At 47.6% G+C, this 13,779-nt stretch carries 14 protein-coding genes and 1 other annotated feature; of the genes, 13 read left to right on the top strand and 1 reads right to left on the bottom strand.

The window, feature by feature from the left end:
* The first annotated feature begins 23 nt into the window (after positions 1-23).
* The 8 genes from pgeF (at position 24) to GCU48_RS01470 (ending at position 7,952) form a co-directional block, all read left to right on the top strand.
* Positions 24-908, top strand: a complete 885-nt coding sequence (gene pgeF, locus GCU48_RS01505; protein ID WP_152378808.1) for a peptidoglycan editing factor PgeF — start codon at positions 24-26, stop codon at positions 906-908.
* An 8-nt stretch (positions 909-916) separates the two neighbouring features.
* A complete protein-coding gene (locus tag GCU48_RS01500) occupies positions 917-1,618 on the top strand; it encodes a YggS family pyridoxal phosphate-dependent enzyme (protein WP_152378807.1) in 702 nt (233 codons plus the stop codon).
* Positions 1,609-2,061 carry a cell division protein SepF gene (locus tag GCU48_RS01495; protein WP_152378806.1) on the top strand — a complete coding sequence of 151 codons (453 nt, stop codon included), beginning with the start codon at positions 1,609-1,611 and terminating at the stop codon, positions 2,059-2,061. The genes GCU48_RS01500 and GCU48_RS01495 overlap by 10 nt, the downstream gene beginning before the upstream one ends.
* Before the next feature lie 7 nt (positions 2,062-2,068).
* A complete protein-coding gene (locus tag GCU48_RS01490; protein ID WP_025715626.1) occupies positions 2,069-2,323 on the top strand; it encodes a YggT family protein in 255 nt (84 codons plus the stop codon).
* Positions 2,324-2,331: 8 nt separating this feature from the next.
* A complete protein-coding gene (locus GCU48_RS01485) occupies positions 2,332-3,114 on the top strand; it encodes a YlmH family RNA-binding protein (protein ID WP_152378805.1) in 783 nt (260 codons plus the stop codon).
* A 172-nt stretch (positions 3,115-3,286) separates the two neighbouring features.
* A complete protein-coding gene (locus tag GCU48_RS01480; RefSeq protein WP_025715624.1) occupies positions 3,287-3,796 on the top strand; it encodes a DivIVA domain-containing protein in 510 nt (169 codons plus the stop codon).
* Between the two features lie 172 nt (positions 3,797-3,968).
* Positions 3,969-4,249: a binding site (T-box leader), on the top strand.
* Positions 4,250-4,329: 80 nt separating this feature from the next.
* On the top strand, positions 4,330-7,419 hold the full coding sequence (gene ileS, locus GCU48_RS01475; protein WP_152378804.1) for an isoleucine--tRNA ligase: 3,090 nt from the start codon (positions 4,330-4,332) through the stop codon (positions 7,417-7,419).
* Positions 7,420-7,559: 140 nt separating this feature from the next.
* The gene (locus GCU48_RS01470) at positions 7,560-7,952 is read left to right on the top strand and encodes a DUF5665 domain-containing protein (RefSeq protein WP_081752057.1); all 393 of its coding nucleotides are present in this window, start codon (positions 7,560-7,562) and stop codon (positions 7,950-7,952) included.
* Between the two features lie 28 nt (positions 7,953-7,980).
* On the opposite strand, the gene GCU48_RS01465 is transcribed toward GCU48_RS01470, so the two are convergent.
* Positions 7,981-8,718, bottom strand: coding sequence for a TraR/DksA C4-type zinc finger protein (locus tag GCU48_RS01465; RefSeq protein WP_152378803.1), 738 nt, complete (start codon positions 8,716-8,718; stop codon positions 7,981-7,983).
* Between the two features lie 211 nt (positions 8,719-8,929).
* On the opposite strand from GCU48_RS01465, the gene lspA reads away from it, so the two are divergent.
* The 5 genes from lspA to GCU48_RS01440 all read left to right on the top strand — a co-directional run bounded on the left by lspA (position 8,930) and on the right by GCU48_RS01440 (position 13,760).
* The gene (gene lspA, locus GCU48_RS01460) at positions 8,930-9,421 is read left to right on the top strand and encodes a signal peptidase II (protein WP_007431170.1); all 492 of its coding nucleotides are present in this window, start codon (positions 8,930-8,932) and stop codon (positions 9,419-9,421) included.
* 1 nt (position 9,422) lies between these two features.
* Positions 9,423-10,394 carry an RluA family pseudouridine synthase gene (locus GCU48_RS01455; protein WP_152378802.1) on the top strand — a complete coding sequence of 324 codons (972 nt, stop codon included), beginning with the start codon at positions 9,423-9,425 and terminating at the stop codon, positions 10,392-10,394.
* Positions 10,395-10,901: 507 nt separating this feature from the next.
* Positions 10,902-11,468: a bifunctional pyr operon transcriptional regulator/uracil phosphoribosyltransferase PyrR gene (gene pyrR / locus GCU48_RS01450; protein WP_152378801.1), complete on the top strand. Its 567-nt coding sequence runs from the start codon at positions 10,902-10,904 to the stop codon at positions 11,466-11,468.
* Positions 11,465-12,379, top strand: coding sequence for an aspartate carbamoyltransferase catalytic subunit (locus GCU48_RS01445; RefSeq protein WP_025715617.1), 915 nt, complete (start codon positions 11,465-11,467; stop codon positions 12,377-12,379). The genes pyrR and GCU48_RS01445 overlap by 4 nt, the downstream gene beginning before the upstream one ends.
* Before the next feature lie 58 nt (positions 12,380-12,437).
* Positions 12,438-13,760: a dihydroorotase gene (locus GCU48_RS01440; RefSeq protein ID WP_152378800.1), complete on the top strand. Its 1,323-nt coding sequence runs from the start codon at positions 12,438-12,440 to the stop codon at positions 13,758-13,760.
* Positions 13,761-13,779 lie beyond the last annotated feature (19 nt).

Below are 13,779 nucleotides of genomic sequence, written 5' to 3'. Positions count from 1 at the left end.
ACTGGGCAGTAGAGGTGAGACAAATGGAACCGTTTGTAGTGAATACCATGGCAACGGGTGCTGCGTCAAAGGAAGATGGCGCTCGTCCCGTGCCGGAGTTGTTATATATTGAATCCTGGAAACGGAAGGTTCAGGGCTTGACAGCGGGGTTTACTGGACGTCATGGCGGTGTTAGCAAAGCGCCGTACGAGAGTCTGAATTGTGCGTTTCATGTAGGAGATGAACCGGAGAAAGTGATCCGCAACCGACAGCTTATTACAGAGCGGCTTGGTTTTGCCGCTGAAGCATGGACATGTGGTGAGCAGGTGCATGGCAATCATGTTGCTGTCGTCAAGGCTGCTGACCGCGGACGCGGCTTTAGGGATCGTGCATCTGCTTTTCAGGATACAGACGGACTATTAACAGATGTACCGGGTATTTTGCTCACATCTTTTTATGCGGACTGTGTACCGCTATACTTTTGTGATCCGGTGCGGCGTGTGATTGGGCTGGCCCATGCGGGCTGGAAGGGAACGGTAGCAGAGATTGCCCTGAAAATGGTGCTAGCCATGCAGAACGAATTTGGATCACATCCTTCTGATTTGCTTGCAGCCATCGGCCCTTCCATTGGCTCTGAATCATACGAGGTGGATGAGCATGTCATGAGCCAAATTCGGGTTTTAGAGCATGATTGCCCGGGTAATGATGATTGGGAAGGCTCCGTCTATATCCCGTTAATGGGTGGTAAAACACTGCTTGACTTGAAACAATGCAATCGACACATTATGATGAAAGCAGGAATATTGCCGAGCCATATCGAATGTACTACCTTATGTACGAGCAGTCGTAGCGATTTGTTTTTTTCATATCGCAAGGAAGGCGGCGTTACAGGGAGAATGGCGAGCTGGATTGGTCTGGAAGAGAGGTGAGTCCTCCCGTGTCTTTGGAGGAACGAATCAAAGAAGTAAACGCCCGTATAGAAGCAGCTTGTGCTCGTAGTGGACGTTCACGTGATGAAGTGAATGTGATCGCTGTCACGAAATATATTTCGGCTGTAACAATGGAATCGGTATTGGACAGCGGATTGGAGCATGTAGGCGAAAATCGCTGGCAGGATGCTGCGGATAAATGGAGCAGGTTGGGTGACCGGGGGACGTGGCATTTTATTGGTCATCTGCAAACCAATAAGGTTAAAGATGTGATTGGGAAATTTGAGTTTATACATTCGCTGGACCGTTTATCGCTGGCTCAGGAGTTGGAAAAGAAGGCCATCGCTCTTGGAGTGAGAGTCAAAGCCTTCGTGCAAGTGAATATCTCTGGAGAAATTTCAAAATACGGCTTGTCTCCTGAGGCGGTTGCTCCTTTCCTGGAACAAATTCGTGAGTTGGAGCATGTGGACGTCATCGGCTTGATGACGATGGCTCCTCATGAGGAAGACCCGGAAAAAACTCGACTTGTATTTCGGGGACTGCGTGAATTGCGTGATTCATTAAATGGACAAGCCTTGACCCGAGAGCCTATCGTTCACTTGTCCATGGGGATGTCCAACGATTTTGAGGTAGCGGTGGAGGAAGGGGCGACCTGGCTGCGGCTTGGTTCCGTACTGGTTGGAAGAGAGGAGGATTTCCATTGGGCGTGATGAATAAGTTTATGAATTTTCTGGGGCTTCAGGAAGAAGAGGAAGTTATTGAGCGAGAGGTTATGAATACGCCGGAAGAGCAAGAAATTGAAACCCCAAGCTTTGATAAACGTAAGACCCAGAAGGGCAATAATATTGTCAGCATCCATTCACAGAAAAATGTGAAAGTTGTCCTGTATGAGCCGCGATCTTACGATGAAGCACAGGAAATTGCCGACCATATTCGTTCCCATCGCACCGTCGTAGTCAATCTGCAACGAATTCGCAAGGATCAGGCGCTGCGTATTATTGATTTTTTGAGCGGCACCGTGTATGCGTTAAGCGGTGGCATTTCCAAAGTTGGTAACAATATTTTTCTGTGTACTCCGGATACGGTTGAAATACAAGGCTCCATTACGGAAATACTAGCTGACACGGAACAAGAATTTAACAGAATGAGGTGAGTTTTTTTTGATCGAGGTAATCGGTTGGCTATTTCAGATTTATTCGTACATGATCATTGCTTATGTCCTGATGTCATGGCTTCCTAATGCCAGAGAGAGTGTGATTGGTGATTTACTTGCCAAGTTTGTGGAGCCTTATTTGTCTCCTTTTCGCAGGTTCATCCCGTCAATCGGGATGATTGATATTTCACCCATCGTGGCGCTGATTGCTCTGCGTTTTGCGTCGTATGGTTTGATTTCTTTAATTAGCAATTTCGTCTAGGAGGACTCATGCGAACCGAGATTTATGAGCATTTTCACCCGGATGAACGGGATTATGTGGATCGCGCTTCCGAATGGATCAGTCATGCGGGAGCTTATCATGAGCAGAAGCTGACTGATTTTTTGGATCCGCGCCAACTGTACATATTGGAGACACTTTCTTCGAAGGAAGATAAGGTCACGATTAGGGTAGATGGCGGCTACGAGGCTTCGGAACGAAAGCGGGCGCTGATTGCGCCCGATTATTCGTATGTAGACGATGAGGATATGGGGATACGTGTTCTTTCCATCAACTCCGATGATCATAAAATAGGTACGCTGGAGCACAGTGATTATTTGGGGGCCATATTAGGACTTGGAATCAAGCGTGGAAAAATCGGTGATATTCACGTATTGGACGATGGATGCCATGTATTAGTAGCTTCAGAAATCAGTGATTTCATTACGCTGCACCTGCAGCAGGTTCATCGTGTTCATGTATGGACAGAACTGCTGCCTCCAGGAAGCCTGCGAACAAAGGAAGCTGCATTGGAGTCGTTGGATTTGACGGTGGCTTCCTTGCGTCTGGATGGAATTGCCAGTGACGTGTACAAGCTGAGCCGGAGCAAAATTCTAACTCCAATCCGGGCCGGACGGTGCCGAGTCAATTGGAAGGTGGAGGAGAATCCATCCACTTCACTTAAAGCGGGAGATGTTATTTCCATGCAAGGATTTGGGCGTTTCAAAGTGCTCGAAACAGACGGTATGACAAAAAAAGGAAGGTTCCGTGTCAAAATCGGTAAGTTTGTATAGCTTGAGGCAGGATTCACGAGCTTTGTGTCGAAAGAATTAAGCTAAAGCATAGAACTGGAACGATTTTGCTCTGTACAGTATTCACAAATCGGGGTATGATGACCGATAGATGATAGTGAGCGTCGTGACGCGGAACATGTGTTTTTTGTCAATCTTATAGGAGGTGGACGGCATGCCATTAACGCCATTGGATATACATAATAAGGAATTTGCCCGCCGGCTTCGTGGTTATGATGAGGATCAGGTCAATGAATTTTTGGATCAGGTGATCAAGGATTATGAAGCGGTTATTCGTGAAAATAAAGAATTGAGCACTGAGTTGCTGAACGTACAGGAGAAGCTTGACCATTTCGCGACGATTGAAGATACGCTGGGTAAGACGATTATCGTGGCGCAGGAAGCGGCGGATGAAGTTCGTAACAACGCCAAGAAGGAATCCCAGCTGATCGTAAAGGAAGCGGAAAAAAATGCGGATCGCATTGTAAACGAAGCATTGGCCAAATCCCGCAAAATTGCTTTGGAGGTTGAAGAGCTGAAGAAGCAGGCTTCGATTTACCGGGCACGTTTTCGTACACTGGTGGAGGCGCAGCTTGATCTGTTAAGTCAGGACGGCTGGGAAGCGCTTGAAAACCGGGAACGTGAAGTGCTGGAGCGCGAGCGTGAAATGAAGGAGATTTACTAATTGTCTTTTCTGACAGCGTTTAATAGGCTTCGTCAGGGTTGACTTTTATCTGCAAACAGGCTATAACTGTAAATACTATACTGAATATAACCACTAATCGTGCATCGGCTAAGGGTTATTATTCAAGTCAGCGGTGATGCTGCTGATACAATACCCCGATGAATTGAACATGTATAATTCGTTGATGGGAACGAGTACGTCATGATTTGTTCCTCAGAGAGTTGGCCTCTTGGTGCAAGCCAACGTTCAGAACATGACCGAAGATCCTCCCGGAGAAGTAAGCTGAAGCGCTTGATTTTTACGGCGTGTGTAAGCAATTACCGTTTGCCATACGTTATAATGGCGCCCTGCTGTAGTTGAGTAGGGCTCAGAGAGCCGTAACAATACCTTTTTTTGTAGAAGGGTCTGTTTATGGAATCAGGGTGGTAACGCGAGCACAGCCTCGTCCCTTTACAGGGATGGGGCTTTTTTTGTTGCTTTTTTGGGAAACGCTACAGCAATCAAAATGATGAGCAGAGAAGGAGAATGACATTATGAACAGAGTGGATGTTAAAGAAAAAGCACGGTCCCGCGACCTGCGCATCCTGCACAAATGGAAAGAAGAGAACACCTTCCGTAAATCCATCACAAATCGTGAGGGAAAACCAAATTTTGTATTTTATGAAGGTCCACCAACTGCCAATGGTAAACCGCATATCGGTCACGTACTGGGGCGTGTAATTAAGGATTTCGTCGGCCGCTATCAGACAATGAAGGGATATCGCGTTGTACGCAAAGCGGGTTGGGATACGCATGGCCTGCCAGTCGAATTAGGTGTGCAAAAACAACTGGGTATCTCCCACAAGCCTGAAATTGAAGAATACGGCGTTGAGAAGTTCATTAAAAAATGTAAAGCAAGCGTGTTTGAGTACGAGCAGCAATGGCGTGATCTGACCGAAGCAATCGGATACTGGACAGACCTTGATCATCCGTATATTACGCTGGATAACAACTATATCGAGAGTGTATGGAACATTTTGGCGACCATTCATGAAAAAGGACTGCTGTATCGTGGTCATCGTGTGAGTCCGTATTGCCCGGATTGCCAGACCACACTGAGTTCTCATGAAGTGGCACAGGGCTATAAAGATGTTAAGGATTTGAGCGCAACGGCCAAATTCAAGCTGCATAGTAGTGGTGAATATGTACTGGCCTGGACGACAACACCTTGGACCTTGCCGAGCCACGCAGCGCTTGCCGTTAACCCTGAGCTGGAATATGCACGTGTGAAGCAGGAAGACGGCGTATATATCGTTGCTAAAAATCTGGTTGAGGACGTAATTAAAGGCGATCATGAAGTGCTTGGCACGCTGTCCGGTTCAGAACTGGTTGGCCAGACTTATACCCCGCCATTTACGTATTTCCAGGTTGAGAAAGGTAATCAAATTTTGGGAGCAAAATTTGTAACAGACTCCAGCGGTACAGGTATCGTTCATATGGCTCCGGCTCATGGTGAGGATGATTATCGTGTATGCCGTGAAAATGGCGTTGGATTCATCAATGTGGTGGATCTCCAAGGTAACTATGTAAAGGAAATTACTGACTTTGCAGGCCGTTTTGTGAAGGACTGTGATGTGGATATTGTTAAGATGCTGTCTGAGAAAGGCTTGCTGTACAGCAAGGAAAAATACGAGCATAGCTATCCGTTCTGCTGGCGTTGTGATACTCCGCTGTTGTATTACGCTATGGACAGCTGGTTTATCAAAACAACCGCGATTAAGGATCAATTGATTGTCAACAACAGCGAAGTCGAATGGTATCCGGGCCATGTACGCGAAGGACGCTTCGGCAAGTTTTTGGAGGAGCTGGTGGATTGGAACATCAGCCGCGACCGCTATTGGGGTACACCGCTGAATATCTGGATGTGTGAGGAGACTGGAGAACAGTTCGCACCGCATAGTATTGCCGAGTTGCGGGAACGTGCGATTGGCGACGTACCATCGGATATTGAGCTGCACAAGCCATATGTAGATGATATTAAGGTGCGTAGTAAATGCGGCAAGTATGAAATGACTCGTACGCCGGAAGTGATCGACGTATGGTTCGATAGCGGCTCCATGCCGTTTGCACAGCATCATTATCCATTTGAAAATAATGAAACGTTCCAACAGCAATTCCCGGCAGATATGATCTGTGAAGGGATTGACCAAACTCGTGGCTGGTTCTACAGCCTGCTCGCGGTTTCGACCATGCTGACTGGCAAAGCTCCTTACAAGGCAGTGATGGCAACAGGTCACGTACTGGATGAGCAGGGTCAAAAAATGTCCAAATCCAAGGGCAATGTGATTGATCCATGGGAAGTGATTGACGAGTACGGTACAGATGCTTTCCGTTGGGCATTGCTGTCCGATAGTGCACCATGGAATAGCAAGCGTTTTTCCAAAGGCATCGTAGGCGAAGCCAAATCGAAGCTGGTAGATACGCTTGTCAATACACATGCTTTCTTGACCTTGTATGCAGATATCGACGGCTTTGATCCGGCACAGCATCCGTTCAAGCCGTCGGCTCATAAGCTGGATCGCTGGATTTTGTCCCGTCTGAACAGCCTGATTTTGGTAGTGGACAAAGCTTTGTCTGTAAATGATTTCCTGAATTCTTCCAAAGCGATAGAATCGTTCGTAGATGAGCTGAGCAACTGGTATATCCGTCGTTCACGCGATCGATTCTGGGGCAACGGCCTTACAGAGGATAAGCTCGCTGCGTATCGCACATTGACTGAAGTGCTGTTGACGACAGCCAAGCTGCTTGCACCGTTCACACCGCTGCTCGCAGAGGATATTTATCTCAATCTGAGCAATGGGGAAAGTGTTCATCTGGATGATTATCCAACTGCCAATGAATCCTTGATTGATCTGGAATTGGAGCGCGATATGGAAACGGCACGTCGAGTAGTAGAATTGGCGCGCAACGTCCGCAACGAAACGGGTTTAAAAACGCGTCAGCCGTTGTCCGAGTTGATTTTGTCGATGGATCAGGATTTTGAACTGAGTGGCTACGAGGAAATCATCAAAGATGAGATCAATGTGAAGCATATTCATGTTGAGACGGACGATAGCGGTTTTGTAGATTTTACACTAAAGCTGAATTTGAAGGTAGCGGGTAAGAAATACGGCAAAAATGTCGGCTTCCTGCAAAACTTTTTCAAAGGCATGTCTGCCGAGGATACTCGTTCGGTAGTAGAGCAAGGAGTGTTGAACGTGATTTCTCCAGAGGGAGAAGAGCTACAAGTTACGGCCGAGGAATTGCTGGTGGAGAAAAAAGCGAAAGAAGGCTTTGCATCTGCTTCCGGTTATGGATTAACGGTCGCGTTGAACACGGACATTACGCCTGAGCTGGAGCAGGAAGGCTGGGTACGTGAAGTGGTCCGCGCGGTGCAGGATTATCGTAAAAAGCTGGATCTGCCGATTGAAAAATACGTGGCACTGACGCTGGATGTAGATGACGAGCTGCGTCAAGCAATCGAAAGCTTCGATTCTGTACTGCGTGAAAACGTATTGGTTACTACCGTGACATTCGGTCAGGCAGAGCCAGCAGAGCGTGTGGAAGTGAACGGTAAAACGATCAGCGTTCATATTGGGGAATAATTACAAGCCCCCTGTCCCATAATACAAGAACAGGCAGCGTATAAAAACGAGCCTAAGCATCGAAAACGGATCTTCTCCGTTACGTGCTTCGGCTCGTTTGCTGCGTTTAGGGCAGCCATGGAAAAAGGGGGATTGTGCAGATGACGGCACGGTCAAGGCGCAGACAGGGAATCAGTCGCCAAAAAATGAACGAGGGAGAAGCTGCCAAAGCCGCAGATAAAAGTGCAGCAGGTAATCAGGCAGAGAAGCTAAATCGTGTAGAAAAGTTGATACATGCTGTGTCAGAACAGATGGAACGGACACGTATTGCCGATTACGCTCTGCTGCTAAATAGGCCTTGGAGATTACTCTGGTTGAATTTAATATCAGGTATATCCCGTGGAGTCGGCATTGCTCTAGGCTTTACTTTTTTTGCAGCCACCATTATTTATGTGCTGCAAGTACTCGGTGCGCTGAATTTACCGATTATCGGTGATTATATTGCTGATATCGTACGGATTGTACAGCGACAGCTGGAGCTTACCACCTATTAGATTACAGATATTATGTTTTAATCTAAGTTTATGCTTCATCTTCGTCCGTCATATCTGGCTCCAGCAGACCTTCACCCTCGCCGTTCTCTAGATAACGCTGATAAATGGAGCTGCGAACAACGGATATATTTTTTCCATAAATGTCAGTAGCGATAAAGCTTTCATATGGCTCTACGAAGCCCATATTATCATCGCCTGCTTCAATTTCCATATCATCATAGCGATGGATTTCTCCACTTTCCGCCATAGCTGGGGTATTAGATGTACCCCAACTTTCAACGATTTGCCAAGCATCTTCACCGTCAAATCCGTTTTGATCTTCACATTCATCCAGACTCGTTCTGCCGAATGCGGGGGCCAGAAATTCCTCCTCGATTGGACGGCGGTTGGACACCTCTGTTTCAGGGTTATGCTCTTTGCAGTAAATGGTATAGGGAACAGCCAGCAGGCGCTCATAAGGAATGGGTTTACCACAGGCGGCACAAATGCCGTACGTACCCTTTTCCATCGCCATCATGGCTGATTCGATACGTTCCAACTGGAATTCGTCGTGCTCCAGTAAGGAAATGTCCTTGGCTCGCTCGTATGTTTCGGTTGCCAGATCGCCTGGATGATTATCAATCGGGGATAGCTCGCCGGTCTGCTCGCGTTGGGAATCACCGAGTCCGTAGTGATCGTTGTCCTGCAAACGATGCTCAATCTCTTTTTTGCGTTGCAGCAGTTCGTTACGCAATCCCTGCAATTGTTGCTCCGTCAATGGGGACATGGAATCCTCTCCTTGCTTTAGATTAAGATGCATATGCATTGTCTCGGGGATGCTTCTTGTAGTTTGCACCGGGAAGACCTCTTTTACAGAAGGAAATTCTACTCAAAAACCTGTACTTGCGAGCTATGGACTCGTGGACGATCTGAGAAGGCTTATGCTACAATAAATGGGTTCGACAACGGATATAAGCAGATCGGAGTGACGAAGGACTGTGATTTATTTTGGTATTGCGCTAATTATTTTTTTGATTGACCAGGGAGTCAAATATTTGGTGGCTACGCGGATGGAATTGTACGAGCAAATACCGGTAATCGGCAATTTCTTTTTAATCACGTCCCATCGTAATCGTGGAGCCGCTTTTGGGATTTTGGAAGGTCAACGTTGGCTTTTTATCGTGATTACCATTGTAGTGGTAATCGGCATCGTATGGTATTTGCGAAAAACAGTGAAGGCTGGTCAGAAATTGCTTCCCGTAGCACTAAGCTTGGTACTTGGAGGCGCAGTCGGTAACTTTTTGGATCGGGCTATTTCAGGAGAAGTGGTTGATTTTGCTCAATTCAATTTTGGGAGTTATACGTTTCCGATCTTTAATGTGGCGGATTCGGCGATTGTCATCGGTGTAGCACTGATTATTTTGGATACATTACTGGAGTCGCGTCGGAACAAAGAAAATGGCAATGACAGCATTGAAGGGAAGTCGTAGCATGAAAGAAACAAATGAAAACAGTGAAGCCACAGGTCTGTCTTATGAGGAAGAGCTGGAGAGTGAATCCCTGGAATGGACAGCGGAATCTGTTGATGCCAAAACTCGTATAGACAAATATATCGCCGAAAAAATGGAGGATGTATCCCGTTCCCAGATACAGCTGTGGATCGGAAACGGTCGGGTGCTGGTCAATGGCTCCGCAATCAAAGCCAATTACAAACTGGCTGAAGGAGATCGTATTGAATTGTCTGTACCGGAGCCAGAGAATGTCGATATTATACCCGAAAATATTCCGTTGGATATTGTCTACGAGGATTCGGACGTGATTGTCATTAACAAACAGCGCGGTCTGGTCGTGCATCCCGCACCGGGACATACTTCAGGAACATTGGTCAATGCGCTGATGTATCACTGTCATGATCTTTCCGGTATTAACGGAGAATTGCGTCCGGGTATCGTTCACCGTATTGATAAAGATACATCAGGACTCATAATGGCGGCCAAAAATGACCAGGCTCATGCTTCGCTGGCAGCACAACTCAAGGAACATAGCGTTACGCGTAAATATATAGCTCTGGTTCACGGTCATTTGAGCCACGATCAGGGAACGGTTGATGCTCCTATAGGTCGTGATTCAGGTGATCGTAAATTGTTCACCGTGACGGAACGCAACAGCAAGCATGCAGTTACTCATTTTCTCGTCATTGAGCGTTTGGGGGATTACACCCTGCTTGAGCTTCAATTGGAGACAGGGCGCACCCATCAAATTCGTGTACACATGAAATTTATTGGGCATCCTTTGGTTGGTGACCCTATGTATGGACGCAGCAAAGGTGTTCGCATGAATGGTCAGGCGCTGCATGCAGCGGTGTTAGGCTTTAAGCATCCAACCACTGGCGAGTATTTGGAGTTCAGCAGACCTATTCCTCCCGATATGGAAGATGTATTGGCGTCTTTGCGTAGTCGCTAAAATCAATCCAAAGTTCTATATTCATATTCAAAAACCTGAATAAATTATTAAGCAAAACCGCCTAATTGGCGGTTTTTTTATTGTTTGGGTAAGGTATGGGTAAAAACAACTATGGATAATTATACAATGAAGTTGTATAATTATTTAAGTGCTTCCGGTGGTTCCGGTTGAACAGGTGTTGACACATGATTTTCGATCTGTCATACTTCTTGTAGTTGCGATGAACTTTGTCCAAGAGATGGCTACCATCTCTCACTATGAGAAGCTGGATAAAGAAAATCCTGAATAGCACCTTTAAATCAGTCCCGTGAGGCTGGCAAGGTAACGTGAATGGATCACTGATCAGTGCATCCGCTGCGGCGGCATGTCTTCAGTGTGTCCGAGAGATCGGAGAACGGTGGAAGACTGTTCATACGAGACTCCTTGCCAAACTTGGGCAAGGAGTCTTTTTTGTATCCGAACACGGGGCCAGGTCTGAAGGGAACATTACCTGAGGAGGCTGGGAGCATGAGTAATGAAATACATGTACTGATGGACGAAATTGCGATTCGTCGGGCATTAACACGGATTGCACATGAAATTTTGGAGAAAAACAAAGGTATTGATGATTGTGTGCTCGTAGGAATTCGAACACGCGGGGTTCATTTGGCGCAGCGTCTGGCTGAGAAAATTGCCGAAATCGAAGGTGCGCCGATTCCATGGGGAGAGCTGGATGTCACAGCTTACCGGGATGACCGGAGCAGCGTTAGTAAAACCAAAGGAAATGGAAAAGAGCTTTTGATGAATCCTGCTGACGTTTCGGTTCATGATAAGAAAGTCATTCTCTTTGACGATGTGCTGTACACAGGCCGCACTATTCGCGCGGCGATGGATGCATTGATGCACTGCGGACGCCCGCAAATGATTCAGCTGGCAGTGCTGGCGGATCGCGGACACCGTGAGCTTCCGATTCGTCCGGATTACATCGGCAAGAACATCCCAACTTCCAAATCCGAGGAAATCGTAGTTTCGCTTCAGGAGACGGACGGCAAGGACGAAGTGACGATCAATCAGAACCGGGGGGAACAGAAATGATCACAACAGCCAGTCAACTTAGAGAACGCAGCCTGCTCGGATTAAAAGAAATGAGCCGCAATGAAATCGAGTCCATTCTGGATCGCGCTCATTATTGGGAATCACAGCCGCAAAAGCTGATTCCGGTATTACAGTCACGCTTCGCAGCCAACATGTTTTTTGAAAACAGTACACGCACACGCTTTTCTTTTGAAATGGCGGAAAAGCGGCTGGGCGCTCAGGTGCTGAACTTTTCTGCTGCGGCTTCCAGTGTGGAAAAAGGGGAGTCCATTTACGATACAGTACGCACGCTCGAATCCATGGGCATTGATGCTGGAGTTATCCGGCTAAAACCAGCCGGGGTGCTGCAAGAGCTCGCTGAGAAGGTTAACGTCCCACTGGTTAATGCAGGAGATGGCAACAATGAGCACCCAACGCAGGCACTGCTAGACCTGTACACCATGCGCAAAGCTTTCGGTGAGCTTAAAGGCTTAAACGTATCAATCATTGGAGACATTCTGCACAGCCGTGTGGCTCGTTCGAATCTGTGGGCCCTGCAAAAATTTGGAGCAAAGGTCAGCTTCTGTGCGCCAAATAATATGCAGGCATCTGATCTTGCGGCGCACGCTCCTTATGTACCCATGCAAAAAGCATTGCAGGCTGATGTGGTCATGATGCTTCGGGTACAGCTCGAACGGCATGCCGAAGGTATGCTGCGCTCGGCGGATGAGTACCGAGAGCAGTATGGTTTGACAGAGGAAAGAGCAGCGAGTCTTAAGCCCGGAACGATCATTATGCATCCGGCTCCAGTCAATCGGAATGTGGAGATCGACAGTTCAGTTGTGGAAAGTGAACAATCACGGATTTTCCCACAGATGGCAAACGGGGTTCCGATCCGCATGGCGGTTATGGAACGGGCAATGAAGCTGTAGAAGCTGCAGCAGAATCGTAGGAAAAGTCGCAGAAAACCTGAGCGGAGGAACATTTCACATGAAACAATTAATTATGAATGCAAGTGTATTGAATGAGCAAGGCGAGCCTGAATTAAAATCTATTCTGATCGCCGATGGAAAAATTTTAGCGATCACAAATGCCGAAGCTGGAGCCAGCCTGCTTATAGAAGAAGGGAAATCTGAGCAAGAGCTGGAAGTCGAAAAAGTCGACGCTCAGGGCAAGCTGGTTATCCCTGGTTTAATCGACATGCATGTGCATCTGAGAGAACCTGGCTTTGAATATAAAGAAACAATTGCAACCGGTAGTCATGCAGCGGTCAAAGGTGGCTTTACGACGATTGCCTGTATGCCGAACACACGCCCGGTCACGGACAATGTGGACACGGTTCAGCTGGTACTGAAAAAGGGTGAAGAAGCCGGGCTTGCCAAGGTCCTTCCTTACGCAGCCATTACCAAAAACGAGCTGGGACGCGAGCTGACGGATTTTGAAGCACTCAAGGCGGCAGGCGCAATTGGTTTTACCGACGACGGTGTAGGGGTGCAGAGTGCACAAATGATGAAGGACGCCATGGCTCGGGCCAAAGCGTTGGATATGCCGGTTATTGCTCACTGTGAGGATAACACGCTTGTGGAAGGAGCAGCGGTGACAGACGGTGAATTTGCCAAGCGTCACGGGCTTAAGGGTATACCGAACGAATCCGAGGCGATTCATGTCGGACGGGACATTCTGTTATCCGAGGCAACCGGGGCACATTATCATGTATGTCATGTCAGCACAGAGCAGTCGGTACGGTTGATTCGCCATGCGAAATCTTTTGGCATCAAGGTAACTGCGGAGGTATGCCCGCACCACTTGGTATTGTCGGATGAGGACATTCCCGGGCTGGATGCGAATTGGAAAATGAATCCTCCATTACGCTCTCCGCGTGATGTGCAGGCATGTATCGAAGGACTGGAGGACGGCACGATTGACATTATCGTAACCGACCATGCGGCACACAGCGAGGAAGAGAAGGCAAAAGGTATGGAACTGGCGCCTTTCGGTATTGTCGGATTTGAGACCGCCTTTCCGCTGCTGTACACGAAATTTGTAGCAACCGGTCAATGGACACTGGACTTTCTGGTACGCCGTATGACGGCTGACCCGGCGCGTGTCTTCCGCCTTAATACAGGACGTTTGGAAGAAGGAGCACCCGCCGACCTGACCATGATTGATTTGGAGCAGGAGCAGGCAGTTGATCCGCAAACGTTTGCCAGCAAAGGCCGCAACACTCCTTTTACAGGCTGGAAGCTCAAAGGCTGGCCCGTAAAAACCTGGGTAGACGGCAAGTTGGTGTGGTCTGCTGACCAAGCAAACTGAAATATAATTTATTCAAAAA

Origin of the sequence: Paenibacillus brasilensis, assembly GCF_009363115.1 — a bacterium.
In the GTDB taxonomy this organism is placed as follows: domain Bacteria; phylum Bacillota; class Bacilli; order Paenibacillales; family Paenibacillaceae; genus Paenibacillus; species Paenibacillus brasilensis.
This window is presented reverse-complemented; position numbering and strand designations above follow the sequence as displayed.

Coding starts and splice junctions, on each gene's coding strand:
- GCU48_RS01465 (WP_152378803.1), bottom strand. CDS start 8,718: ATGTCCCCATTGACGGAGCAACAATTGCAGGGATTGCGTAACGAACTG.
- pyrR (WP_152378801.1), top strand. CDS start 10,902: ATGAGTAATGAAATACATGTACTGATGGACGAAATTGCGATTCGTCGG.
- GCU48_RS01445 (WP_025715617.1), top strand. CDS start 11,465: ATGATCACAACAGCCAGTCAACTTAGAGAACGCAGCCTGCTCGGATTA.
- ileS (WP_152378804.1), top strand. CDS start 4,330: ATGAACAGAGTGGATGTTAAAGAAAAAGCACGGTCCCGCGACCTGCGC.
- GCU48_RS01470 (WP_081752057.1), top strand. CDS start 7,560: ATGACGGCACGGTCAAGGCGCAGACAGGGAATCAGTCGCCAAAAAATG.
- GCU48_RS01480 (WP_025715624.1), top strand. CDS start 3,287: ATGCCATTAACGCCATTGGATATACATAATAAGGAATTTGCCCGCCGG.
- GCU48_RS01455 (WP_152378802.1), top strand. CDS start 9,423: ATGAAAGAAACAAATGAAAACAGTGAAGCCACAGGTCTGTCTTATGAG.
- GCU48_RS01485 (WP_152378805.1), top strand. CDS start 2,332: ATGCGAACCGAGATTTATGAGCATTTTCACCCGGATGAACGGGATTAT.
- GCU48_RS01440 (WP_152378800.1), top strand. CDS start 12,438: ATGAAACAATTAATTATGAATGCAAGTGTATTGAATGAGCAAGGCGAG.
- pgeF (WP_152378808.1), top strand. CDS start 24: ATGGAACCGTTTGTAGTGAATACCATGGCAACGGGTGCTGCGTCAAAG.